This is a genomic window from Microbacterium sp. NPDC089321 (genome assembly GCF_040684935.1).
Classification (GTDB): Bacteria; Actinomycetota; Actinomycetes; order Actinomycetales; family Microbacteriaceae; genus Microbacterium.
The window spans coordinates 1,038,033-1,062,318 of sequence record NZ_JBFBGX010000001.1 but is presented as its reverse complement, the minus strand read 5'-3'; the positions used below and the strand labels follow the sequence as shown (position 1 = coordinate 1,062,318).

The 24,286-nt window shown below is 68.7% G+C and carries 24 protein-coding genes; 8 read left to right on the top strand and 16 right to left on the bottom strand.

All coding sequences use genetic code 11. The annotated features are described in order from the left end of the window. Positions 1 to 5: 5 nt before the first annotated feature. From gcl to AB0N59_RS04960, 6 genes are all read right to left on the bottom strand, one after another. Positions 6 to 1,793 carry a glyoxylate carboligase gene (gene gcl / locus AB0N59_RS04985; protein ID WP_363479584.1) on the bottom strand — a complete coding sequence of 596 codons (1,788 nt, stop codon included), beginning with the start codon at positions 1,791 to 1,793 and terminating at the stop codon, positions 6 to 8. A 9-nt stretch (positions 1,794 to 1,802) separates the two neighbouring features. Then, positions 1,803 to 2,687: a 2-hydroxy-3-oxopropionate reductase gene (locus tag AB0N59_RS04980; RefSeq protein WP_363479581.1), complete on the bottom strand. Its 885-nt coding sequence runs from the start codon at positions 2,685 to 2,687 to the stop codon at positions 1,803 to 1,805. 28 nt (positions 2,688 to 2,715) lie between these two features. Further along, on the bottom strand, positions 2,716 to 3,501 hold the full coding sequence (locus AB0N59_RS04975; protein ID WP_363479578.1) for a TIM barrel protein: 786 nt from the start codon (positions 3,499 to 3,501) through the stop codon (positions 2,716 to 2,718). A 265-nt stretch (positions 3,502 to 3,766) separates the two neighbouring features. Continuing rightward, positions 3,767 to 4,579, bottom strand: coding sequence for a bifunctional allantoicase/(S)-ureidoglycine aminohydrolase (locus AB0N59_RS04970; RefSeq protein ID WP_363481204.1), 813 nt, complete (start codon positions 4,577 to 4,579; stop codon positions 3,767 to 3,769). Further along, positions 4,576 to 5,841, bottom strand: a complete 1,266-nt coding sequence (locus AB0N59_RS04965) for an aldolase (protein ID WP_363479575.1) — start codon at positions 5,839 to 5,841, stop codon at positions 4,576 to 4,578. The genes AB0N59_RS04970 and AB0N59_RS04965 overlap by 4 nt, the downstream gene beginning before the upstream one ends. Positions 5,842 to 5,846: 5 nt before the next feature. Beyond that, positions 5,847 to 7,244 carry an NAD-dependent malic enzyme gene (locus tag AB0N59_RS04960; protein WP_363479572.1) on the bottom strand — a complete coding sequence of 466 codons (1,398 nt, stop codon included), beginning with the start codon at positions 7,242 to 7,244 and terminating at the stop codon, positions 5,847 to 5,849. Between the two features lie 195 nt (positions 7,245 to 7,439). Between AB0N59_RS04960 and AB0N59_RS04955 the strand changes: the two genes are divergently transcribed. After that, complete coding sequence (locus AB0N59_RS04955) at positions 7,440 to 8,207, top strand: IclR family transcriptional regulator (RefSeq protein ID WP_204974846.1); 768 nt, start codon at positions 7,440 to 7,442, stop codon at positions 8,205 to 8,207. Positions 8,208 to 8,280: 73 nt separating this feature from the next. Here the strand turns inward: AB0N59_RS04955 and aceE are convergent, their stop codons facing one another. Continuing rightward, positions 8,281 to 11,007, bottom strand: coding sequence for a pyruvate dehydrogenase (acetyl-transferring), homodimeric type (aceE, locus tag AB0N59_RS04950; RefSeq protein WP_363479567.1), 2,727 nt, complete (start codon positions 11,005 to 11,007; stop codon positions 8,281 to 8,283). Between the two features lie 65 nt (positions 11,008 to 11,072). Here aceE and AB0N59_RS04945 point away from each other — a divergent pair, with 65 nt between their 5' ends. Further along, on the top strand, positions 11,073 to 11,825 hold the full coding sequence (locus tag AB0N59_RS04945; RefSeq protein WP_363479564.1) for an SDR family oxidoreductase: 753 nt from the start codon (positions 11,073 to 11,075) through the stop codon (positions 11,823 to 11,825). A gap of 89 nt (positions 11,826 to 11,914) precedes the next feature. Here the strand turns inward: AB0N59_RS04945 and pucL are convergent, their stop codons facing one another. From pucL to AB0N59_RS04920, 5 genes are all read right to left on the bottom strand, one after another. Then, on the bottom strand, positions 11,915 to 12,808 hold the full coding sequence (pucL, locus tag AB0N59_RS04940) for a factor-independent urate hydroxylase (protein ID WP_204974849.1): 894 nt from the start codon (positions 12,806 to 12,808) through the stop codon (positions 11,915 to 11,917). Between the two features lie 9 nt (positions 12,809 to 12,817). Beyond that, positions 12,818 to 13,159, bottom strand: a complete 342-nt coding sequence (gene uraH / locus AB0N59_RS04935; protein ID WP_204974850.1) for a hydroxyisourate hydrolase — start codon at positions 13,157 to 13,159, stop codon at positions 12,818 to 12,820. A gap of 11 nt (positions 13,160 to 13,170) precedes the next feature. Further along, positions 13,171 to 13,659 (bottom strand): 2-oxo-4-hydroxy-4-carboxy-5-ureidoimidazoline decarboxylase, encoded by a 489-nt coding sequence (gene uraD, locus AB0N59_RS04930; RefSeq protein ID WP_363479559.1) that lies wholly within the window; start codon positions 13,657 to 13,659, stop codon positions 13,171 to 13,173. Positions 13,660 to 13,838: 179 nt separating this feature from the next. Then, on the bottom strand, positions 13,839 to 14,306 hold the full coding sequence (gene bcp / locus AB0N59_RS04925; RefSeq protein ID WP_363479556.1) for a thioredoxin-dependent thiol peroxidase: 468 nt from the start codon (positions 14,304 to 14,306) through the stop codon (positions 13,839 to 13,841). A gap of 44 nt (positions 14,307 to 14,350) precedes the next feature. Further along, positions 14,351 to 15,208, bottom strand: a complete 858-nt coding sequence (locus AB0N59_RS04920; RefSeq protein ID WP_363479553.1) for an aldolase/citrate lyase family protein — start codon at positions 15,206 to 15,208, stop codon at positions 14,351 to 14,353. A gap of 218 nt (positions 15,209 to 15,426) precedes the next feature. On the opposite strand from AB0N59_RS04920, the gene AB0N59_RS04915 reads away from it, so the two are divergent. The 3 genes from AB0N59_RS04915 to allB all read left to right on the top strand — a co-directional run bounded on the left by AB0N59_RS04915 (position 15,427) and on the right by allB (position 19,173). Next, a complete protein-coding gene (locus AB0N59_RS04915; RefSeq protein ID WP_363479550.1) occupies positions 15,427 to 16,956 on the top strand; it encodes an NCS1 family nucleobase:cation symporter-1 in 1,530 nt (509 codons plus the stop codon). 23 nt (positions 16,957 to 16,979) lie between these two features. Further along, on the top strand, positions 16,980 to 17,705 hold the full coding sequence (locus tag AB0N59_RS04910; RefSeq protein ID WP_071641964.1) for an aspartate/glutamate racemase family protein: 726 nt from the start codon (positions 16,980 to 16,982) through the stop codon (positions 17,703 to 17,705). Positions 17,706 to 17,775: 70 nt separating this feature from the next. After that, entirely contained in the window at positions 17,776 to 19,173 is a 1,398-nt protein-coding gene (gene allB, locus AB0N59_RS04905; protein WP_363479547.1) for an allantoinase AllB, read from the top strand. 61 nt (positions 19,174 to 19,234) lie between these two features. Here allB and AB0N59_RS04900 read toward each other — a convergent pair whose 3' ends face one another. Beyond that, positions 19,235 to 20,203 (bottom strand): helix-turn-helix domain-containing protein, encoded by a 969-nt coding sequence (locus AB0N59_RS04900; protein ID WP_363479544.1) that lies wholly within the window; start codon positions 20,201 to 20,203, stop codon positions 19,235 to 19,237. Positions 20,204 to 20,302: 99 nt separating this feature from the next. Between AB0N59_RS04900 and AB0N59_RS04895 the strand changes: the two genes are divergently transcribed. Continuing rightward, entirely contained in the window at positions 20,303 to 20,446 is a 144-nt protein-coding gene (locus AB0N59_RS04895; protein ID WP_363479541.1) for a hypothetical protein, read from the top strand. Positions 20,447 to 20,471: 25 nt separating this feature from the next. On the opposite strand, the gene AB0N59_RS04890 is transcribed toward AB0N59_RS04895, so the two are convergent. Beyond that, positions 20,472 to 21,650 carry a glycosyltransferase gene (locus AB0N59_RS04890; RefSeq protein ID WP_363479538.1) on the bottom strand — a complete coding sequence of 393 codons (1,179 nt, stop codon included), beginning with the start codon at positions 21,648 to 21,650 and terminating at the stop codon, positions 20,472 to 20,474. Between the two features lie 94 nt (positions 21,651 to 21,744). On the opposite strand from AB0N59_RS04890, the gene AB0N59_RS04885 reads away from it, so the two are divergent. Continuing rightward, complete coding sequence (locus tag AB0N59_RS04885) at positions 21,745 to 22,329, top strand: hypothetical protein (RefSeq protein ID WP_363479535.1); 585 nt, start codon at positions 21,745 to 21,747, stop codon at positions 22,327 to 22,329. A gap of 15 nt (positions 22,330 to 22,344) precedes the next feature. On the opposite strand, the gene AB0N59_RS04880 is transcribed toward AB0N59_RS04885, so the two are convergent. Further along, positions 22,345 to 22,917, bottom strand: coding sequence for a dihydrofolate reductase family protein (locus AB0N59_RS04880; protein ID WP_363479532.1), 573 nt, complete (start codon positions 22,915 to 22,917; stop codon positions 22,345 to 22,347). 73 nt (positions 22,918 to 22,990) lie between these two features. Between AB0N59_RS04880 and AB0N59_RS04875 the strand changes: the two genes are divergently transcribed. Then, positions 22,991 to 23,557 (top strand): TetR/AcrR family transcriptional regulator, encoded by a 567-nt coding sequence (locus tag AB0N59_RS04875; RefSeq protein WP_363479529.1) that lies wholly within the window; start codon positions 22,991 to 22,993, stop codon positions 23,555 to 23,557. 75 nt (positions 23,558 to 23,632) lie between these two features. Here AB0N59_RS04875 and AB0N59_RS04870 read toward each other — a convergent pair whose 3' ends face one another. Then, entirely contained in the window at positions 23,633 to 24,112 is a 480-nt protein-coding gene (locus AB0N59_RS04870; RefSeq protein WP_363479526.1) for a hypothetical protein, read from the bottom strand. Positions 24,113 to 24,286 lie beyond the last annotated feature (174 nt).

Below are 24,286 nucleotides of genomic sequence, written 5' to 3'. Positions count from 1 at the left end.
GTCGATCAGTCAAGCAGAGCGTAGATCGCCTCAGGTGCATCGGCGGGCGACGACGCGAGATCCTCGAACTCGTTCATGGTGTCGAGGTCGGCACCCATCGCGATGTTCGTGACGCGCTCGAGGATGACCTCGACCACCACGGGCACCTGGAACTCGTCGCGCAGGCGCGCGGCCTCGGCGAACCCGGCAGCGAGCTCTTCGGGGCGCTCGACGCGGATCGCCTTGCAGCCCAGGCCCTCGGCGACCTTCACGTGGTCGACGCCGTAGCCGGTCGCGACGCTGTTCGGGTCGTTCGGGGTGTTGATGTTGTCGAACGCCAGCGAGACCTCGTAGTCCATCTCGAAGCCGCGCTGCGACTGACGGATCAGCCCCAGGTAGCTGTTGTTCACCACGACGTGGATGTACGGCAGCTTGTGCTGCGCGCCGACGGCGAGCTCTTCGATCATGAACTGGAAGTCGTAGTCGCCCGAGAGCGCGACGACCTGCTCGCCCGGCTTGCCGCGGACGACACCGAGCGCGGCGGGGCCGGTCCAGCCGAGGGGGCCGGCCTGGCCGGCGTTGATCCACTTGCGCGGGCCGTAGACGTGCAGCAGCTGCGCGCCGGCGATCTGCGACAGGCCGATCGTGGTGACGAAGGTGGTGTCGCGGTCGAACGCCGTGAGCATCTCCTGGTAGACGCGGTGCGGCTTCATCGGCACGTTGTCGAAGTTCGTCTTGCGCTGCAGGCGCGCCTTGCGGTCGCGGCACTCCTGCGCCCAGCCGTTGTAGTCGGGCAGCTCGGCGACGCGGTCGCGGGCGGCGGCGAGCAGCGCGTCGATGAACGCACCGGCGTCGGAGACCACACCGTAGTCGGGCGCGAACACTCGGCCGATCTGGGTCGGCTCGATGTCGACGTGCACGAAGGTGCGGCCCTTGCGGTACGTGTCGAGACCACCGGTGTGGCGGTTGGCCCAGCGGTTGCCGATGCCGAGCACGAAGTCGCTCTCGAGGAAGCTCGCGTTGCCGTAGCGCTGCGAGGTCTGGATGCCGACCAGGCCTGCGGCCAGCGGGTGGTCATCGGCGATGGCGCCCCAGCCCATCAGCGTGGGAACGACCGGAACCCCGAGGGTCTCGGCCAGCTCGACGAGCTTGTCGGACGCACCGGAGTTGACGATGCCGCCGCCCGCGACGATCACCGGGTGCGTGGACGAGGTCAGCATGTCGAGCACCTTCTCGGCCTGCGCGGCCGTGGCCGCGGGCTTCGCGACCGGCAGCGGCTCGTAGGTGTCGATGTCGAACTCGATCTCGGTCATCTGCACGTCGAACGGGAGGTCGATCAGCACCGGACCGGGGCGGCCGGAGCGCATGATCTGGAACGCGCTCTGGAAGACGCCCGGCACCTGGGCGCCCTCGAGCACCGTCTTGGCGAACTTGGTCACCGGCTTCGCGATCGACGCGATGTCGACGGCCTGGAAGTCCTCCTTGTCGAACTTCGCCACCGGAGCCTGGCCGGTGATGCACAGCATCGGGATGCTGTCGGCGATCGCCGCGTACAGACCGGTGATCATGTCGGTGCCGGCCGGGCCCGAGGTGCCGAGGCAGACGCCGATGCGGCCGTCGCCGGTGCGGCTGTAGCCGTCGGCCATGTGCGAGGCGCCCTCGACGTGGCGGGCGAGGGTGTGCCGGATGCCGCCGTTGGCGCGCATCGCGGAGTACAGGGGGTTGATGGCGGCTCCCGGCAGGCCGAACGCCTCGTCGGCGCCCTCCTTGATCAGGATCTGGACGATGGCGTCCACTGCACGCATGCGGGTCATGATGTGTCCTTAGTTGTTGTCGCGGCCCGAGAGCTCAGCGGTGAGCTTGAAGAGGCCGGAGTGGTCGAGGCCGCCGTCGCCGCGGGCGACGAGCGAGGTGACGAGCTGGGCGACAGCCGAGCCGAGGGGAACGGCCACGCCGGCACCGCGGGCTGCCGCGGTGACGATGCCCAGGTCCTTGTTGTGCAGGGCCAGGCGGAAGCCGGGGGCGAAGTCGCGGTCGAGCATCTTCTGCCCCTTCTGGTCGAGCACCTTGGACCCGGCGAGACCTCCGCCGAGCACCTTGAGGGCCGCGTCGGTGTCGACGCCGTACGCCTCGAGGAAGACGATCGCCTCGCTGAGCGCCTGGATGTTGACGGCCACGATGAGCTGGTTGGCGGCCTTCACCGTCTGACCGGCACCGGCGGGGCCGACGTGCACGATGGTCTTGCCGATGGCCTGCAGGATGGGCTCGGCCTTGGCGAAGTCCTCGGGCGAGCCGCCGGTCATGATCGACAGCACTCCGTCGATCGCGCCCTGCTCGCCACCCGAGACGGGGGCATCGACGGCGCCGAGTCCTGCAGCGACGGCTTCTTCGGCCAGCTCCTTGGCGACGTCGGGGCGGATCGACGAGTTGTCGATCCACAGCGCTCCGGGCTTCGCGTTGGCGAAGACGCCCTCTTCGCCGCGGACGACACCCTCGACATCCGGGGAGTCGGGAACCATCGTGATGATGACGTCGGCGTCCTTGACGCCCTCGGCGATGCTCGCCGCCCCCTTGCCGCCTGCCTCGACGAGCTTCTCGACGGCCTCGGGGCTGCGGTTGACGCCGGTGACGGTGTATCCCGCCTTGACGAGGTTCTTCGCCATGGAAAGGCCCATGATGCCGAGACCGATGATGGTGATGTTGGTCATGTCGTCGCTCCTTCGCGGAAGTGGGATGTCAGTTCTTGGTCCAGGCGAACGGGTCTGCCTGGGTGGCCTTGTACTCGAGGCCGATGACGCCGTCGTAGCCGCCGGCGCGCGCCGCCTCGATCCATTCGGCGATGGGCAGCTCTCCGGTGCCCGGCTCGCCGCGGCCGGGGGCGTCGGCGATCTGGATGTGACCGAACTCGCCCGCGTGGTCGGCGATGACCGCGGCCACGTCGTCGCCGTTGACGGCGAGGTGGTAGAAGTCGGCGAGCAGCTTGACGTTGTCGACGCCGTGCTCGTCCTTGACGCGGGCGATGATCGCGAGGGCGTCGGCGGCGGTCTTCAGCGGGTAGGCATCGGCGCCCGAGACGGGCTCGAGCAGCACGATGCCGCCGATGCGGGCGACCGCCTTGCCGGCGATCGCGAGGTTCTCGACGGCGAGGTCGTCCTGCGTCTGCGCGTCGACGCCGTCCTGGCGCAGGCCGTACAGCGCATTGAACGCCTTGGTGCCGGTGCGCTCTCCGATGCCGACGACGACCTCGACGTTGTCGCGGAACTCGCCCTCACGGCCGACCCATGAGACCAGACCGCGGTCGCCTGCGGGCATGTCGCCGGCGAAGAAGTTGAGGCCGGTGAGCTGCACGCCCGCATCCTGGATCGCGGCGACGAACGCGTCGACCTCCTGCTGCGCGGGCACAGCCGAGGCGAAGGGCCACCAGAACTCGACGGCGTCGAAGCCGGCGGCCTTGGCGGCGGCGGGACGCTCGTTCACGGGGAGGTCGGTCAGCAGGATCGAGGCGTTGACGGTGTAGCTCATGATCATCCTTGATTTCGGATTACGGAATAAAAGTTCCTATTGATGAAAGCGTAAGACGGGCGTGAGCGCCCTGTCAACGAAGAGGGGCGCGCATTCCAGCATCCGGAACCGGCTGGGATCAGGAGCGCATCTCGATCACCCTCCGGCATGCAGACCGCGGCTCGGCATCCCCCGCCGAGAGATCAGAAACGCACCTCCCGGATGCCAGGAAGGTGCGTTTCTGATCTCTCGGCCCGCGCGGGGAACCGCGCGGCGATGCGTGGCGTCAGGTCAGCTTGATCTGACGGTTCATGTCCTTGTAGAGCAGGTAGCGGAAGTCACCGGGGCCGCCGGCATAGCAGGCCTGCGGGCAGAACGCGCGAAGCAGCATGTAGTCGCCCGCCTCGACCTCGACCCAGTCGCCGTTGAGGTGGTACACGGCCTTGCCCTCGAGCACGAACAGTCCGTGCTCCATGACGTGCGTCTCGGCGAACGGGATCGAGCCGCCCGGCTTGAAGGTGACGATGTTCACCTGCATGTCGTGCGCCATGTCGCTCGAGTCGGCGAAGCGGGTGGTGAGCCACGCATCGGTGCCGACCATCGGGGTGGGCTCGATGTCCTGATCGCGGGTGACGAACGACGCGGGGGCGTCGACGCCCTCGAGCCACTCGTACGCCTTGCGGATCCAGTGGAAGCTCGTGATCTCGTCGCCCTCGTTCTTCAGCGACCAGTTGGCGCCGGGCGCGAGGAACGCGTAGCCGCCCTCTTCGAGCACGTGCGTCTCGCCCTCGAGCGTGAGCGTGAGCGCGCCGGTCGTGACGAAGATGACGCCCTCGACGCCGGCCTCGGGCTCGGGCTTGGCGGCCTCGCCGCCGGGCGAGATCTCGACGATCAGCTGCGAGAAGGTCTGGGCCGAGCTCGGGGTCGGCTTGGCGATGATCCATGCGCGGGTGTTCGAGAACCCGGGCAGGCTGCTGGTGACGATGTCACGCAGGACGCCCTTGGGGATCACCGTGTAGGCGAGCTTGACGATCGCGCGGTCGGTGAGCAGCTCGGTCTGCCCCGGCAGTCCGCCGGTCGGGGTGTAGTAGGACATCAGGCCTCCTTGGTGGCGAGTTTGGGATGGGCGAGCCGGGTGAGCTCTGCGGGCGAGGCACCGGTCGAGGCGCGCACCTCGTCTTCGGTGAGCGCACCGCACTCCAGGCCACGCACGACGAAGCGGGCGAGCGCGCGTGCGGTGGCGGGCTCGTCCATGATGGTCGCGTCGCTGCCGTGCAGGTAGTTGTCGAGGCGGCGTGCGGCCGCCTCGAAGCCCTCGCGGTAGAACGCATAGGTGGCCAGGTACCGGGTCGGCAGCTGGTTGGCGTGCAGATCCCAGCCCTGGTAGTAGCCGCGCTCGAGCGAGCGCCGCACCAGACGCGCGTGCAGCTTCCAGGCATCCTGCGCCTTCTCGCCCACCGGGATGACGTTGGTCGACCCGTCTGAGAGGCGCACTCCGGTCTCGGCGACCGCCACCTGCATGACCTGCTTTGCGTAGTCGGCGGCCGGGTGCTCCATCGACTGGTACGCCGCGGCGATCTGCAGCGAGGCGCTGTAGTCGTAGGTGCCGTAGTGCAGGGCCGACACGCGACCCTGCCCGCTGTGCAGCAGCGTCGCGACCGGGATGGTGCCGTCGGCCGCGACGATGAGCTGCGGCGTCTCCATCTGCACCTCGAAGCGCAGACGGCCGGATGCCAGCCCCAGGCGCTCTTCGAAGCGCTCGCAGAGCGCGACCATCGCCTCGACCTGCGCCACGGTGGTCACCTTGGGCAGGGTGAGGATCAGCCCGTCCGGCAGCTCGCCGGCGGCGGCGAGCGTCGTGACGAAGCGGTCGAGGGTGCGGATGCCGCGGCGCCGGGTCGGGGCCTCGAAGCACTTGAACCGGATGCCGATGAACGGCGTCGCCGTGCCTGCGGCGACGGCCTCCGCGACGCGCTCGGCGGCGAGGACGGCAGCGGCGTCCTCCTCGTCGTCGCCGCGCGTGCCGTAGCCGTCCTCGAAGTCGAGGCGCAGGTCTTCGATGGGCTCCCGTCGCAGCTTGGCGTCCACCAGCGGCGCGAGCTGGTCGGCGAGGTGCCCCAGCCCGACCGACTCGGCGAGCGCCGCCATGCCGCCCGCCGCGTCGACGGCGGCGAGCGCGTCGGCTCCGAAGCGCGCGGGCAGAGCGGGGTCGAAGCGATCGGCCGGCACATACAGCGTGTGCACCGGCTGGCGGCTGCCGTCGTCACCCGGGTACGAGTTCGTGAGCAGGGCGTCGGTCTGCGCCAGACGCGCGTCGATGTCGGCGAAGTCGTCTTCGCGCAGGGATGTGCTGGCTGACACTCGGGTCACTCCTTCTCTGCGCCGGACTTGACGACCCGGACGATCGCCTCGGCCACCGCTCCGGCGACCTCGGGGTCGAAGACGCTGGGGATGATGAAGCTCGCGTTGCGCTCTTCGTCGTCGACGCGGGAGGCGATCGCCTCGGCGGCTGCGACCAGCATAGGCGGGGTGATGTCGGACACACCCGCGTCGAGCAGACCGCGGAAGAAGCCGGGGAAGGCCAGCACGTTGTTGATCTGGTTGGGGAAGTCGCTGCGGCCGGTGGCGACGACGGCGGCGTGCTTGGATGCCACGACCGGGTCGACCTCGGGGGTGGGGTTGGCCATCGCGAAGACGATCGCGTCGTCGGCCATGGCGGCGATGTCGTTCTCGTCGAGCACGTTCGGCGCGCTCACGCCGATGAACACGTCTGCGCCGACCATGGCCTCTTTGAGGGTGCCCGTGAAGTTGCGCGGGTTCGTGTTCGCCGCGAGCTCGACACGGTGGGCGTCGGTGTACTCCTCGTCGCGGTTGATGGCGCCGTTGCGACCGCAGGCCACGATGTCCTTCGCGCCCTGCTCGAGCAGCAGCTGCGCGATCGCGTTGCCGGCGGCGCCGACACCGGAGAGCACGATGCGCACGTCTTCGATCTTCTTGCCGACGACCTTCAGCGCGTTGACGAGGGCGGCGAGGGTGACGATCGCGGTGCCGTGCTGGTCGTCGTGGAAGACGGGGATGTCGAGCTCTTCGCGCAGGCGCGCCTCGATCTCGAAGCAGCGAGGGGCGGCGATGTCCTCGAGGTTGACGCCGCCGTAGACGGGGGCGATCGCCTTGACGATCTTGATGATCTCCTCGGTGTCCTTCGTGTCGAGGCAGACCGGCCACGCGTCGACGTTGGCGAACTGCTTGAACAGGGCGGCCTTGCCCTCCATCACGGGCAGGGCGGCCTCGGGGCCGATGTCGCCGAGACCGAGCACCGCGGTGCCGTCGGTGACGACGGCGACGGTGTTGCGCTTGACGGTGAGGTTGCGCGCCTTGCTCTTGTCTTCGGCGATGGCCATGCAGACACGGGCGACACCGGGCGTGTAGGCGCGCGAGAGGTCATCGCGGTTGCGCAGCGGGACGCTGGGCACGACTTCGAGCTTGCCGCCGAGGTGCATGAGGAAGGTGCGGTCGCTCACCTGTCGCACGTGCACGCCCTCGAGCGCCTGCACCGCGTCGCGGATGCGCGAGGCGTGGTCGTCGTCGATCGTGTTGCAGGTGAGGTCGACGACGATCGAGGTCGGGTGCGACTCCACGACATCGAGTGCGGTGATGGCAGCGCCGGCGGATGCCGCGGCTGCGGCGAGCTCGCTGGTGACACTGAAGTTGGAGGGAGCGTCGATACGAAGTGTGATCGAGTTACCGGGACCGGGATTGGCCATGTTTCCTCTTCCCTGAGGTGTGCCGCACGCCTCTGCGCCGACTCACGTGAGCTGATGGACTTCTTCGTGCTTTCGCATCGTGGAGACTATTGTCTATCTTACGAAAGTTCGATGCAGTCAACGATGATGGATGCGCCAGGATTTTCGCTCACACTTCTCGCATGATGGAATCATCTCGGTACCTAGGAGGACCTGATGGCCGAAAGCAAGACTCCGCGCGGCAGCGGATCGGGAGTGCAGTCCGTCGAGCGCGTGTTCGAACTGCTCGAGCTGGTGACGGACGCCGGTGGTGACGTGACCCTGAGCGAGCTCGCATCGTCGACCGATCTTCCGCTCCCGACGATCCACCGCCTGCTGCGCACGCTGGTCTCTCTCGGCTATGCCCGCCAGCTGCCGAACCGCCGCTACGCGCTGGGACCCCGGCTCATCCGCATCGGAGAGGGCGCATCCCGGCAGTTCGGGGCGCTGGCCCGACCGCAGCTGAAGGGTCTGGTCGACCAGCTCGGCGAGAGCGCGAACATGGCCGTGCTCGACGGCAACATGGTCGTGTACGTCGCCCAGGTGCCCTCGCTGCATTCGATGCGCATGTTCACCGAGGTCGGGCGCCGAGCGCACACGCACGACACGGGCGTCGGCAAGGCCATCCTGGCGCAGCTGCCCGACGACACCGTCCGCAGCATCGTCACGCGCGCCGGCATGCCCACCCCGACCGAGTTCAGCATCGGCGACGTCGATGCCCTGATCGCCGAGCTCGACCGCATCCGCGAGCGCGGCTACGCGATCGACGACCAGGAGCAGGAGATCGGGGTGCGGTGCTTCTCGATGGCCGTGCCCGATGCACCCACGCCGACCGCCGTCTCGGTCTCCGGCCCCATCTCGCGCGTCGACGAGGCATTCGGCGAGCGCGCCGTGCCCATGCTCCGCAAGGCCGCCGAGGCGATCAGCGCCGAACTGGTCTCCTGACCGCCCGAGTTCCGAAAAAGGCGAGAGGCCCGGATGCCATGCATCCGGGCCTCTCGCCGTCTCATGACGAGGTTCAGGCGTCGCCGCCCGCGTTGCCGCTCGTGCCGGCGTTCACGTCGAGCAGGCGGTAGCGCTCAGCCGCCTGAGCGGGAGCCGCGGCATCGACCTCTCCCCTGGCGGCGAGCAGCTGCAGCGCGCGCACGACGACCGAGTGCGAATCGATCTTGAAGAAGCGGCGGGCGGCGGCCCTGGTGTCCGAGAAGCCGAAGCCGTCGGCCCCCAGAGTCGCCCAGTCGTTCTTCACGAACTGGCGGATCTGGTCGGGCAGGTCCTTCGCATAGTCGCTGACCGCCACGATGGGGCCGTGCGCGTCCGCCAGCTGCTGCTGCAGGAAGGGCGTGCGCACGCCGTTCTCGGGATGCAGGAACGCCTCCTCCTCGGCGCGCACCGCGTCGCGGCGCAGCTCGGTCCACGAGGTGACCGAGAACACGTCGGCCGCCACGCCCCATTCGTCGCGCAGCAGCTGCTGCGCCTCGAGGGCCCAGGTCACGCCGATGCCCGACGCCAGCAGGTGCGTGCGAGGGCCCTCCCCCTGCGCGGGAGAGATGCGGTGGATGCCACCGAGGATGCCCTCGACGTCGACCCCCTCGGGCTCGGCGGGCTGCACGATCGGCTCGTTGTAGACCATGAGGTTGTAGATCCGGTTGCGATCGGTCGAGTCCGGCCCGTACATCCGCTCGATGCCAGCGCGCATGATGTGACCGATCTCGTAGCCGTACGCCGGGTCGTACGTGATCACGGCCGGGTTGGTGGCGGCGAGCAGCGGCGAGTGGCCGTCGGCGTGCTGCAGGCCCTCGCCGGTCAGCGTGGTGCGGCCCGCCGTCGCCGAGATGAGGAAGCCCCGGGCCATCTGGTCGGCCGCGGCCCACAGCGAATCGCCCGTGCGCTGGAAGCCGAACATCGAGTAGAACACGTATACCGGGATCAGCGGCACGCCGTGCGTGGCGTATGCCGTGCCGGCGGCCGTGAACGCGGCGATCGAGCCCGCCTCGTTGATGCCAGCGTGCACGATCTGCCCCGACGTCGACTCCTTGTACGACAGCACGATGTCGCGGTCGACCGCGAGGTAGTTCTGTCCGTTGGGGTTGTAGATCTTCGCCGTCGGGAAGAACGCGTCCATTCCGAAGGTGCGCGCCTCATCGGGGATGATCGGCACGATGCGCTTGCCGAACTCCTTGTCGCGCATGAGGTCCTTCAGCACGCGCACGAACGCCATGGTCGTCGCCGCCTCCTGCTTGCCCGAGCCTCGGGCGGCCACCTCGTAGGCCCTGGCATCGGGCAGCGCGATCTCGCCCGCCGCATGGGGCCGGCGCTCGGGCAGGTACCCGCCCAGCGCCCGGCGGCGCTCCTGCATGTACCGGATCTCGGCCGCATCGGCGCCCGGGTGGTAGTACGGCGGCTGGTACGGGTCGGCCTCGAGCTGGGCATCCGTGATCGGCACGCGCAGGTGATCGCGGAAGTCCTTCAGATCCTGCAGCGTGAGCTTCTTCATCTGGTGCGTGGCGTTGCGCGCCTCGAAGCGCTGCCCGAGGCCGTACCCCTTGACGGTCTTCACGAGGATGACGGTCGGCTTGCCGTTGCGCTGCATCGACTGCTGATAGGCCGCGAACACCTTGTGATAGTCGTGCCCGCCGCGCTTCAGGCCCCAGATCTGATCGTCGGTGAGGTTCTCGACCAGTGCTGCGGCGCGCTCGTCGCGGCCGAAGAAGTTCTCGCGGATGAACCCGCCCGACTCCGCCTTGTACGTCTGGTAGTCGCCGTCGCGGGTGGTGTTCATGATGTCGACGAGTGCGCCGTCCTCGTCGCGGGCGAGCAGGTCGTCCCACTCCCGGCCCCAGATCACCTTGATGACGTTCCAGCCGGCACCGCGGAAGAAGCCCTCGAGCTCCTGGATGATCTTGCCGTTGCCTCGCACCGGGCCGTCGAGACGCTGCAGGTTGCAGTTGACGACGAAGGTCAGGTTGTCGAGGCCGTCGTTGGCGGCGAGCTGCAGCAGACCGCGCGACTCGGGCTCGTCCATCTCGCCGTCGCCGAGGAACGCCCAGACGTGCTGGTCGCTCGTGTCCTTGAGGCCACGGCCCTGCAGGTAGCGGTTCGACTGCGCCTGGTAGATCGCGTTCATCGGGCCGATGCCCATCGACACGGTGGGGAACTCCCAGAACTCCGGCATGAGCCGGGGATGCGGGTACGAGCTGAGCGCGTGGCCCTCGCGCGACTTCTCCTGGCGGAAGCCGTCGAGGTCGTCTTCGCTCAGGCGGCCCTCCATGTACGCGCGGGCGTACATCCCGGGCGACGCGTGGCCCTGGAAGAAGACCTGGTCGCCGCCGCCGGGGTGGTCCTTGCCGCGGAAGAAGTGGTTGAACCCGACCTCGTAGAGCGTCGCCGCGCCCGCGTACGTCGAGATGTGGCCGCCGACGCCGATGCCTGGCCGCTGCGCGCGGTGCACGAGCACGGCCGCGTTCCAGCGCATCCACGCCCGGTAGCGGCGTTCGAGCTCTTCGTCGCCGGGGTACTCGGGCTCGTCGGCCGCGGCGATCGTGTTCACGTAGTCGGTGGTGGCGCTGGGTTCGTCGCGCAGGCCGGCGCGGTCGACGAGGCTGCGCACGAGGTGCTCGCCGCGGGCCGGGCCGCGCGCGTTCACGACGGCGTCGAGGGACTCGAGCCATTCGGCGGTCTCCTCAGGGTCGATGTCGCCGGGGGCTGAGTCGAGGATGGATGCTGAGGCGCGATCGTCGTTCACTTTCGGCCTTTCTTGTTAGATGGAGTGAGGCTGCCGGTCGGGCAGGCGAACAGGAAGCGGAAGGGGTGACTGTGAGCGATCGCATCGCCGTCGTCACGGGTGCAGGTTCAGGGATCGGTCGGGCCGTCACCGTGGCGATGCTCGACGCCGGTTTCAAGGTCGCCCTGGCGGGCCGACGGGCGGATGCCCTCGAGCAGACCGCGGCAGAGCATCCGGATGCCCTGGTCGTGCCGACCGACATCACCATAGCGGCGGAGGTCGACGCGCTGTTCGCGCGGGTCGTGGCCGAGTGGGGCCGGGTGGACGTGCTGTTCAACAACGCCGGGGTGTTCGGCCCGGCGGCCTCGGCTGCCGAGGTCGACCCCGAGGAGTTCCGGCGCACGATCGACGTGAACGTCACGGGCGCCGTGCTGTGCGCGGGTGCGGCGATGCGGACCATGATCGCGCAGCAGCCCTCGGGCGGACGCATCATCAACAACGGCTCGATCTCGGCGCAGGTTCCCCGGCCGCAGTCGGTGGCCTATGCGGTCAGCAAGCATGCGATCACGGGGCTGACCCGGTCGATCGATCTCGACGGTCGTCGCCACGGCATCAGCTGCGGCCAGATCGACATCGGCAACGCCGCCACGCAGATCATGTCGGAGATCGGTGTGGGCTCGGGTGCCCTGCAGGCAGACGGATCGCGACTGGTCGAGCCGACCTTCGATGTGGCGGATGCCGCTCGGGCCGTGCTGTTCATGGCGCAGCTGCCCGCGGAGGCGAACATCACCTCGCTCACGGTGGCGGCTGCGGGCATGCCGTTCGGCGGCCGCGGCTGACCCTGCGCTGCGGTTCCGGATGCCCCGAGGGCCCGTCGGCATGGCCGACGAGCCCCCGGATGCGCATGCGGTGATCGCTGAGCGCGGGATCAGCAGAAGCCTGCGATGCCGTCCCACGACCAGTGGTCGGTGTCGGCGCCCTCGCGCAGGAACGACGCCTCGATGAGGCCGTACGGGCGGTCGGCCGCGTAGAAGACCTCGTTGGGGTTCTCGAGACCGAACGGCGACAGGTCGACAACGAAGTGGTGGCTGTTCGGCGTCGAGAAGCGGATCTCGTCGATCTCGGGGTGCGCCTCGAGCACGGCCTCGGCCATCTCCTTCAGCGTGTGCTGCAGGGCGTACGAGTAGTTGCGCGAGAAGCCGGCGAGCAGCAGGCGGCGGACGTCGGCGAAGACCTCGTTGTAGTCGAGGTCATTGCGGTTGTAGCGCCACTTGGCGGTGACCGAGGTGGCGAGGATGCGGTCCTCGGTCTCGGGCAGCGTCGTGTACTTGTCCTTCGGGTAGCCGACGAAGCCGCTCTGGGTCGACTTCAGCACCTTGAGGTCCTGCAGGCCGGCGATCACGACGGTGTCGTCGCCGTCGATCTGCACGACCGACGTGCGGGTCTCGGTGCCGCCGCGCACGAACGAGTGGTCGTGCTCGCCGTCGTCGCCCTGGATGCGCTGCCAGGTGTACTGCTCGGCCTCCCAGCGGCCGCCGGTGATCCAGTCGAACTCGCCCGTGAAGTGGCGGCCGAGGCGCAGCAGGAACTCCTCGGGGCTGCCGACGCCGTCCTTGGCGAAGGCGTACACCGTGTTCTTCTGCGTGTCGGTCGGGACGACGTGCTCGTTGTTGCCCTCGAAGTGGGCGCTGTCGAGGTCGCCTCGCAGCTGCGAGGTGACGTTGAGGTCCTCGATCTCGTGGCGGGCGGTGTCGCGCGTGACCCGGACGACCCGGACCTCGGCCTTGCCGTACTGGTTCTTGCCCAGAATGATGTTGGTCATGATCTCTACTCAGCTTCCTCGGTAAGTGGAATAGGCGAACGGGCTCAGCAGCAGCGGCACGTGGTAGTGCGCCTGCTCAGCGTCGACCTGGAAGGTCAACACCACCTCCGGGAAGAAGGTGTCCGTGTCGATGCCGGCGAAGTAGGCCGCCGTGTCGAACCGGAGGCGGTACGCACCGCTCTCCAGCCGCTCGGGGCCCAGTTCTTTCACCCGCCCGTCAGCATCTGTGGATCCTGAACCGATCGCGACCCACTCGTCGCCCTGACGGGCTTCGAGCGCGACCGCGACGTCGGGCGCAGGGCGTCCGACCGAGGTGTCCAGGATGTGGGTGGTCACGTGGGAAACGCTCATGTCGCGCTCCTTCAGCTCTCGAGGGCTCCGGCCAGGCGCAGCGCCGCGATCTCGCGCAGCTGCTGGTCGACCACGACGAGCTCCTGTTCGGGGGTGTTGCCCAGCCGCTCCTGCAGCAGGGCGAGGATCTCTTCCGCCGAGCGTCCGGCGGCGCGCACCAGGTACACGCGGTCGAACCTCTGCTCGTAGGCCTTGTTGCCCTCGGCGAGCCTGGCTGCGGTGTCGGCATCGACGCCCGGCTGCTCCTTGCGCGAGAGCGCGGCCTCGGCGGTCTCGCCCTGGGGGCGCTCGCCGATGCGAGGGTGGTGCGCCAGGGCAGCGTCGATCTCGGCCTCGGTGAGCGGGGCTGCGACGGTGGCGGCTGCGGCCGCGACCTGGTCCAGGCTCTGGTACGGCCGGCCGTCGACGATCCCGTCGATCCAGCGGGCGATGTCGAGCGCCGGCTTCACGATGGCGACGGCCTCTTCGCGAGTGGCCGCATTGAAGTTCTCGAGCAACATCTTCGATCCTCAAGCAGATGCTGGCATCCGGCGCGAAGGCTATACGGAAACCCCTGACGGAGTCTTCACGAGAAGGTTACTTCCGTATGCCGGAACTGTTATTTCAGCATGTGTAAACATTGTGTGGGCCGCCGGAGTCGTTTGTCAACATCCCCGGCGGCCCTTTTCACATCGTGGAGTCAGACTCCGAGCTCTGTGCGCAGGCGGGCCACGTGACCTTCTGCATCCACACCATATTCTGCCCGCTGCACGACGCCTTCGCCGTCGAGGACGAAGGTCGAGCGGATCACGCCGTCGAACGTGCGGTCGCCGACGGTCTTCTCGCCCCACACACCCCACGCCTTGGCGACCGCGGCGTCGCTGTCGGCGAGCAGCGGGAAGGTGAGGTGCTCGGCCTCGGCGAACGATCGGATCTCGTCGACCGAGTCGGGCGAGACGCCGATGACCGCGTAGCCGGCGGCATCGAGCGCCGAGAGGCTGTCGCGGAAGTCGCAGGCCTCGGTGGTGCAGCCGGGGGTGGCCGCCTTCGGGTAGAAGTAGACCACCACATTGCGGCCCCGGTAATCGGAGAGCGCGGTGGTGCGGCCCTCGGCGTCTGCGAGGGCGAAGTCGGGCGCCGTGCTGCCGGCGGTGAGCTTGTCGGTCATGATGACTCCGTTCTGTTCGGGGATGGATGCCGGCCGCGGCGCCGTCAGCGCGCGACGGGGAGCACGTCGAAGGCCTCGGCGAGCTGCATGATCTTGCGGGCCCGGCCGAGACGGGGCAGGTCGCTGCCGTCTCGCACGATCCGCCCGCGCGCGTCAAAGTCGGCGAGGAACTCGTGGGCCCACTCGACGTCGGTGCGGGTGGGGCTGATGACCTCGTTGACCACGGGTGTCTGATCGGCCGAGAGGCAGAGCTTCCCGGTCATGCCCATCGAGACCGTGGTGGCCGACTGCTCGCGCAGGATGGGATGGCTCGAGCCGACCGTGGGTCCGTCGATCGGGCCGGGCAGGCCGCCGACGCGGCTGGAGATGACCAGGCGGGCGCGCGGATAGGCCATGGCCTCGCGGTCGGCTGACATGCCCGTGTCGCGGCGGAAGTCGCCGCTTCCGAAGGCGAGGCGGAAGACGCCCTTGGCGCGGGCGATCTCACTGGCGTTCTCGATGCCGATGGCCGACTCGACCAGCGCGACGATCGGAACACGGGCGCCCAGGCGGTTGTAGGTGTCCATGGCCTGACCCCCGAGTTCGGTCTTGGCGAGCATCACGCCCTGCAGACCCGGCGCCGTGCGCAGCTCCTCGATGTCGTCGGCCCAGTAGTCGCTGCCGGCGTCGTTGATGCGCACCCATGCGCGTCCACCTTCACTCAGCCAGCGCACCACATCGGCGCGGGCCGACTGCTTCTTGCTGGCGTCCACGGCATCCTCGATGTCGAGCACGACGGCGTCGGCGTGCGAGGCGGCCGCGGCATCGAAGCTCTCAGGACGCGTGGCCGCGACGAGCAGCCACGAGCGCGCGAGCTCGGGGGCGATCTCGCGTCGCGGGGTGGAGGTGAGTGAAGCGTTCATGCCGGTTCCGATCAACGAGAATCAAGTTCTGCTATGCGAAAAGTCTAACGGCAGGGGTCACCCTGCGCCACAGCTTCGGAATCCACTTGACAGGGGAAACGGCGCTGTGTTCGAATAACGTACTACGAAAGAATACTTTCGCAATACGAAATACCCAGAGCACAATCACGTGCTCGACCTCATTCCCGACGGCGTAGTCCGGATATTGGAGTTTCCGCATGGCAACCGAAGAGTACGCGCACCCGCGCAGCCGCGCTTCTGAAGGTCTCGACGAGGCCCCTTCGGGGACTTTCGCCATTCAGATGGGCCTGAGCCCCCGTCTCTACAACAGCGACCTCGCACCCACCACCCGGGAAGGGCGGCACTGGAGCGCCTACAGCATCTTCGCACTGTGGGCGAACGACGTGCACAGCCTCGGCAACTACGTCTGGGCGATCGGGCTCTTCTCACTCGGCATGAGCGGCGGGGCCATTCTCGGATCGCTGGCGTTCGGCGCCCTCTTCCTCTTCCTTCTCCTCACGCTGTCGGGATTCATGGGCGAGAAGACGGGCGTTCCGTTCCCCGTCATGAGCCGCATCTCGTTCGGCATCTACGGCGCGCAGATCCCCGCACTCCTCCGCGGCGGCGTCGCCATCGCCTGGTTCGGCATCCAGACCTATCTCGCCTCCCAGGTGCTGCAGGTCGTCATCATCGCCCTGCTCCCCGGCGCGGCCGCCTGGCAGCAGGGGTCGTTCCTCGGGCTGTCGGGCCTCGGCTGGCTGACGTTCCTCGTGCTCTGGGTGCTGCAGTCGATCATCGTCAGCTACGGCATGGAGATGATCCGCAAGTACGAGGCCTTCGCCGGCCCCGTCATCCTCGCGACGTTCGTCTCGCTCGCCGTCTGGGTTCTCGTGCAGGCCGACTTCCAGATCTCCTGGACGAACGACTCGCCCCTCCAGGGAGCCGACCTCTGGCTGCACATGCTCGGCGGCGCTTCGGCCTGGGTCGCCATCTACGGCACGTTCGTGCTCAACTTCTGCGACTTCACCCGCGGGGCGCGGTCGAAGAAGTCGATCGTGAAGGGCAACTTCTGGGGCATCCCGATCAACATGCTCTTCTTCGGCACCGTCGTCGTCGTGCTGGCGGGCGGCTCGTTCACGATCAACGGCGTGGCGATCGCCTCGCCGGCCGACGTTGTCGCTGCGATCCCGAACACGCTGCTGCTCGTGCTCGCCTCGCTCGCGCTGATCGTGCTGACGATCGCCGTGAACCTGATGGCGAACTTCGTCGCCCCGACGTACGCGCTGACCAACCTGTTCCCCCGGCACCTGAACTTCCGCAAGGCCGCGCTGCTCTCGGCGGTCATCGGCCTCGTGATCCTGCCGTGGAACATGTACAACTCGCCCGTCGTCATCGGCATCTTCCTGAACGGCCTCGGCGCGCTGCTCGGCCCGCTGTTCGGCATCATCATGGTCGACTACTGGCTGATCAAGAAGCAGCGCATCAACGTGCCCGAGCTGTACTCCGAGCACGTCACCGGCGAGTACTACTACGCCCGCGGCTTCAACCCGCGAGCAGTCATCGCCCTCGCGATCTCGGGCACCATCGCCCTGCTGCTGACCTTCGTGCCCGCCTTCCAGGTCGTGAGCCAGTTCTCGTGGTTCCTCGCCGCCGGTCTCGGCGCCATCGCGTACGGCATCCTCGCCGACCGCCGCGGCCCCTTCACCGATGTCGAGGGCACTGACATCGCCGTCACCCCCACGCACTGATCGACAGCGAACGGAGAACACGCATGCGCATCCTGGTTGCCAACGTCAACACCACCCAGACGATGACAGACGGCATCGCCGAGGCGGCGCGCGCCGCCGCCTCGGCCGGCACCGAGATCATCGGCCTCACACCCGACTTCGGCGCCGACTCGTGCGAGGGCAACTTCGACAGCTACCTCGCCGCCGTCGGCGTGATGGACAAGGTCGTGCGATACGAGGGCGAGTACGACGCCGTCATCCAGGCGGGCTACGGCGAGCACGGCCGCGAAGGGCTGCAGGAGCTGCTCGACGTGCCCGTCGTCGACATCACCGAGGCGGCCGCCTCGACCGCCATGTACCTGGGCCGCACCTACTCGGTCGTCACCACCCTCGATCGTGCGGTCCCGCTGATCGAGGACCGCCTGATCCTCGCGGGCCTGCACGACCGCTGCGCATCGGTGCGCTCCTCGGGGCTCGGCGTGCTCGAGCTCGAGAGCGACCCCGACCGCGCGGTCGAGGCCATCGCCGCCGAAGCGAAGCTCGCCGTCGAGGTCGACCGCGCCGAGGTGATCGTGCTCGGCTGCGGCGGCATGGCCGAGCTGAAGGACCGCATCGTCGAGCTCTGCGGTGTTCCCGTCGTCGACGGCGTGCAGGCTGCGGTCGTCGTCGCCGAGGGCCTGGTCAACCTGGGCCTGAAGACCTCGAAGGTGCGCACCTACGCCCCTCCGCGCGCGAAGCGGATCACGGGTTTCCCCGGTCTCGTAGGCTGAGGCCACCCCGCACCCACCACCCCCACAGAACACAAGCCCGGCGGAAGCGCCGGCAGAAGGGACGCGCGACATGTCGCACGAGACCGAAGAGCACGACGGGGAATCCGTCTCGCTCGATCCGACCGGCGAGCACTACGACCTCGTCATCCGCGGTGCGCGAGTGCTGACGACCGCGGGCATCCGTCCGCGCGAGGTGGGCGTGCGCGGCGGCGTCATCGTCGCCATGCAGCCGCTCGGCAACAATCTCGCCGGTGACGAGGTCATCGAGCTCGCCGACGACGAGACCCTGATCCCCGGCCTGGTCGACACCCACGTGCACGTCAACGAGCCCGGCCGCACCGAGTGGGAGGGCTTCGCGTCCGCCACGCGCGCCGCCGCCGCCGGGGGCGTGACGACCATCATCGACATGCCGCTGAACAGCATCCCGCCGACCGTCAGCGTCGACGCGCTCGAGACGAAGCGCGAGGCCGCTCGCGGCCAGACCCACGTCGACGTGGGCTTCTGGGGCGGTGCGATCCCGGGCAACACCGACGATCTGCGTCCGCTGCACGACGCCGGCGTGTTCGGCTTCAAGAGCTTCCTGCTGCACTCCGGTGTCGACGAGTTCCCCCCGCTCGACCCCGATGAGCTCGAGAAGGACATGCGCGAGCTCGCCAGCTTCGACTCCGTGATGATCGTGCACGCCGAGGACTCCCGTGCCATCGACCGCGCACCCCAGCCCGAGGGCGACGACTACAGCAAGTTCCTGGCCTCGCGTCCCCGCGGTGCCGAGAACCTCGCCATCGCCGAGGTCATCGAGCGCGCTCGCTGGACGGGCGGGCGGGCGCACATCCTGCACCTGTCGTCGTCTGACGCGCTGCCCATGCTGCGCAGCGCCAAGCGCGACGGACTCAAGCTCACCGTCGAGACCTGCCCGCACTACCTGACGCTGACGGCCGAGGAGATCCCCCACGGCGCGACCGCCTTCAAGTGCTGCCCGCCGATCCGCGAGGCCGGCAACCGCGAGCAGCTCTGGCAGGGCCTCGAAGACGGCACGATCGACTTCGTCGTGTCGGACCACTCCCCCTCGACGCTCGACCTCAAGGACCTCGAGAACGGCGACTTCGCGGTCGCCTGGGGCGGCGTGGCATCTCTGCAGCTCGGCCTGTCGCTGATCTGGACCGAGGCACGCCAGCGCGGCCTGGCGCTCGAGACCGTCGTGGGCTGGATGAGCGAGCGCCCCGCGCAGTTCGCGGGCCTCACCGGCAAGGGACGCATCGCCCCTGGCTACGACGCCGACTTCTCGATCTTCGCCGCCGACGACGCCTACGTGGTCGACGTGAAGAAGCTGCACCACAAGAACCCGCTCACCCCGTACCAGGGCAAGGCCCTCGCGGGCGTCGTGCGCAGGACGTGGCTGCACGGCGAGGTCATCGACTTCGAGAACGCTCGCGGTCGTCTGCTGCGCCGCGGCATGACGAACGCCTGATCGCTCGAGCACAGGTCGACAGAAGAGGTTCCCGCCGTCCGGCGGGAACCTCTTCTTCGTCTCAGGCGGGCACCAGCTCGTCCCGGCACGAGAAGCGCGCCCGGTAGGCGGTCGGGGTGGTGCCGAGCACACGGGCGAAGTTCTGGCGCAGGACGGCCGCTGAGCCGAAGCCGCTCTCTTCCGCGATGCGGTCGAGACCGAAGTCGGTGCGCTCGAGCATCCGCTGCGCGCTGATCACCCGCTGACGGGTCAGCCAGGCGGCCGGCGTCGCCCCGAACTCTGCCTTGAACCGCCGCGCGAAGGTGCGCGCAGACATGTGCGCATGGTCGGCGAGCTGATCGACCGACAGGTCGTCGTGCAGGTTCTGCACCGCCCAGTCGGCGACGGATGCCAGTGACCCGCCCACATCGACCGGCAGCGGGCGGTCGATGTACTGGGCCTGGCCGCCGTCGCGCTGCGGCGGCACGACCATGCGGCGAGCGATGCGGCCGGCCATCTCGGCGCCGAGCTCGATGCGCAGGAGGTGCAGGCACGCGTCGATGCCCGCCGCGGTGCCGGCGCTGCTGATGATGCGGCCGTCCTGCACGAAGAGCACGTCGGGATCGACGTCGATGAGCGGATACATCTCGGCCAGAGTGTGCGCGTACATCCAGTGGGTGGTCGCGCGGCGCCCGTCGAGCACGCCGGCGGCAGCGAGCGCGAACGAGCCGCTGCAGACGCTCATCACCCAGGCATCCCGCGCGACGGCCGACCTCGCCAGGTCGATCAGCCTCGGATCCACGTTCGTCCACTGGCTGCGCGGCATCGGGCAGAAGATCACGAGGTCGGCCTCGTGGGCGAAGCCGAGATCGTGCTCGACCTCGACCGAGAAGCCGATCTTCGAGCGCACCAGCCCCGGTTCGGGGGCGACGACGCGGAAGTCGAAGTTGGGCACGCCGTCGTCAGCGCGATCGAGGCCGAAGGCCTCGCACGCGACCCCGAACTCGAATGGCGCGAAGCCGTTGTCGATCACGCAGGCGACGGTCTTCATGGCGGCTCTTCTCATGCGATGGATGGGTGGCAGCAATCCTACGCATGATGTCCTGTCTGCCACTAGTGGCAGTTATGAATGGATCGTAGCGTTACTGCCATGTTTCTCGTCATCATCATCCTCGCACTCGCCCTCTGGGGCACGGCGGCGACCGTCGCCGAGCTCCGTCGCGACGGGTTCCGCGCGACTCCGACCGACTGGACGCGCGTCGCCGAGAACGACCGCGCCGTTCCGTCGCGCTGACCCGGCCCGGGCATCCGGCCCCGACTCAGGCGGGCAGCGGCTCGTCGCGGTACAGCGCCTCGAAGGTGTCGAGCGTGCGGTTGATGTCGTGCACCGCGACGCCGTCGAGCGAGGCGCGCTGCATGCGCTCGTACTCCGCGGGCGAAGCGGCCAGCACCTGGGTGAGCTTGTCGGCGAGGTCATCGACGTTGCCGGGCTCGAAGAGGTGGCCGTTCTCGCCGTCGTGCACGAGGTGCGGCAGAGCGACGGCGTTGGCTCCGACGACGGGCAGGGCCGATGCCATGGCCTCCATCGTCACGATCGACTGCAGCTCGGCGATCGACGCGATCGCGAACACCGACGAGCGCGAGTAGAGCTCGCGAAGCTGCTCGTCGGTCACCCGCCCGTGGAAGGTGACACGATCCGCGATGCCGAGCTGCGCGGCGAGCGCCTCGAGAGCCTTGCGCTGGTCGCCGCCACCGGCGATGTCGAAGTGCGCGTCGAGCGCCGGGTCGAGCTTCGCGACGGCGCGCAGGACGACGTCGACCTGCTTCTCGCCGGTCAGGCGGCCGACGAACAGGATGCGGTTCTTGTCGCGGGGCGCGATCACCGGGGTGTAGTTGCGGCGGTCGATGCCGCAGCTGATCGGCACGACGCCCTTCGTCTTGATCGTTCGCTCGAGGAAGTCCGCCGCCTTGCGGGTCGGCGTGGTGACCGCGCGCGCCATGTCGAAGGTGCGCTTGGCGTCGGCCCACGCGAAGCGCAGCACGATGTCGTCGACGAACTTCGGCATGGCGGTGTGATCGAGGATGTTCTCGGCCATGACGTGGTTGGTCGCGATGACCGGGATGCCGCGCTGGTGGGCGATCCGGGTCAGACCCCGCCCGATGATGATGTGCGACTGGATGTGCACGATGTCGGGCTGCACCTCGTCGAGCACCTTGCGCGCCCAGCGCTTCGACCGCCACGGCCACACGAAGCGCACCCAGTCGTGGGGCAGCCAGCGCAGGGCGGGGAGGCGGTGCATGGTCATGGGCTCGCCCTCGATCACCTCGGTGTGCGCGGGCGAGCGACGGTAAGCGGTGTTCGGCGCGACGACGTGCACGTCGTGGCCGCGCTGCACCAGGCCGGCGGCGAGGCGCTCGGCGAAGCGAGCGGCTCCGTTGATGTCGGGCGCGAACGTGTCGCATCCGATGAGGATCTTCAGGGGGCGTCCGGAGGTCACGGGAAGTCAGCTGCCTATCTCTAGCCTTGGGCGCCCGTCACTCTACCGGAGGGGACTGTGCCCGCCCGGGAGGCGGGCCGCGTACCGTGGGGTCATGCGCCTGATCTCGTCTGCCGACCGCGCCCTCTGGATCCCCGTGACCGGCTCTCTCGGCCTCACCGGCCGGCGGCACCGCAAGGCCGCCATCCGGATGCTGATGGCCCAGGCCGGCACGGGCCTCGGGCGCGAGACGCTGCCCGGCGCCCGCTTCGGCAGCTGGCTGGCGAGTCAGGCCATCCCGTTCGCGATGCGCAAGGCAGACGGCAGGGTGCTGGCCTGGACATGGAAGGCCGAGCCGGAGCTGGTGGTGGCGATGGCGACGGTGCAGGAGCTCACGCCGCAGCTGCGCACCGCGCGCGCCATGATGCCGATGGAGTACGACGACACCGAGGACTTCCGCACCCCGCTCGGTCAGGGCGAGAAGCTCTGGATGCCCGTGCCGCCGAACCCGGCATCGCCCTCCTCGGCGACGTACACGTGGGACACCGGGACGCACCTCATCACCCTGACGGCGGTATGCAGCGACCGCGAGCGCTTCGGCACGCTGCAGGGCGCCCTCGACGACCTCGCGCGCAGCATCCGGATCGCCACCGACCTGACCGGCGGCGAGGGCGACGTGCTTCGCCTGCCACCGGCCTGATCGCGACCGCCGGGGTCATCTCCGCGAGTACTCGGCGATGACGACGCCCGACTCGTATCGCGTGACGGCGTCTGGTGTCATCCCGCTCGGCGCATAGGGCCGATCCCCGAAGAGCCGGATGCCGTCGCCGAGCAGCACCGGGCTGACCTTCAGCACGAGCCGATCGATCTCGTCGGCGAGCCGTGCAGCGAGCGCGCCGCCGCCGCAGAGCCAGATGCCGGCGCCCGGCTGGCTCTTGAGCTCGCGCACGACGTCGACCGGATCGCGGTCGGTGAAGTCGACGGACTCCGCGCCTGGGGGCGCCTGATGGGCACGCGTGAAGACGACCTGTCTCAGATGGGCGTACGGGCTCGGGAGGTGCGGCAGCCCGACGGCGTAGGTGTTCCAGCCCATCAGAACGGTGTCGAACGGGCCGCCGTCGGCAGGCACCCCCACCTGGTCGGCGAACGCCGTGGGCACGGTGCCGCGGAAGCGCTGTGCGACCGCGACCATGTGGTCGCCTTCGGCCAGGAAGCTGTCGAACTCCCCGTCGGGGCCCGCGATGAAGCCGTCGACCGAGACGGCGACGAAGTAGGTGAGTTCTCGCATCAGCTCTCCAATCACAACAGGTGCAGTGGTTGCGAGACTACAACAGATGCAGTGGTTGCGTTAGGGTCGAGCCATGGCGAAGAACGAAGCTCGACGCACCGCGCTCGCGGATGCCGGGATCACCGTGCTGGCCAGGGAAGGATCGCGAGGCCTGACGCATCGCGCGATCGACGCCGAAGCGGGCGCCCCCGTCGGAACCGCCTCGAACTACTTCCGCACCCGCGAGCTGCTGATCGCCGGACTCATCGAGCGGATCGGCGTGCGCCTCTCACCCACGCCCGCCGACCTCGCAGCCCGCAGTTCAGCGCCTCCGTCCCGCGAGCTCTTCGCCGACTACGTGCGTGACATCGTGCGACGCCTCACGACGCACCGCGATGTGACATTGGCGCTGTTCGAGCTGCGACTCGAGGTGGCACGCCGACCCGACCTGGCGCCGGCCCTCCAGGCCTGGCAGCGTGCGGCGTTCGACGCGGACGTGGCCTTCAACCAGGCTGCCGGCCTGCCCGGCGGACGTCGTGAGATCGCCCTGTTCCACTACGCGGTCGAGGGCCTGGTCTTCGATCGGCTCACCTCACCCCTCGATCCCGAGACGAGCACCGACGACATCGTCGATGCGCTCGTCGACGGCCTGCTCCCCTGATCCGGCCCGCACGCGAAGAACCCGCCCCCTGCACGAGTGCGGGGAGCGGGTTCTCGTCAGCGATCAGTGCGCTGTTCAGCCGTTGCAGGCCTCGCCGAGCTTCTTGCTGGCGTCGGTGACCTTGGTGACGGTATCGCTCATCTTCTCCATGGCCTCGTTGGCCTTGGACGGGTCGGACGAGACCTCGCCGATGATGGTCGAGAACTCGCCGTAGGCGGTGACGAACTCGTTGTAGACGGGCGAGATCTCCTCGTTGGTGATCTTCTCGCCGAGAGCCTCGAACTCCTTCTGCACGTCCTCGAGGGCGGCAGCTGCGGCGGCCGGGTCGGTGGACGCGGAAGCCGAGAGCTCCTGAGCCTTGTTGCTGATCTCGGTGCCCTCGTCGACGAAGAGCTTGCAGGCGTCGGCGACGCTCTGGCTGCTGGCGGCCGGCTTGTCTTCGGCCTTCTGGCCGTTGCCGTTGCCGTTGTCTGCCGGTGCACCCGAGCAGCCGGTGAGGCCGACGGCGAGGGCGAGAGCGGTGACGAACAGAGCGGTCTTGGGTGCGGTGCGCATGGATTCTCCTCCGGTGACAGGCCGAAGGCCCGCCTTGCGCAGCCCCCCGACTGGGAAGAGCCTATTGCACGTGTCAGCCCCGGCGCGAGGCGATGCGACCGCGCAGCAGCATGACGGCGAGCAGCACGAGGTAGGCGCCCGCGACGGTTCCGCCGCCGACCTGCGAGAAGAACA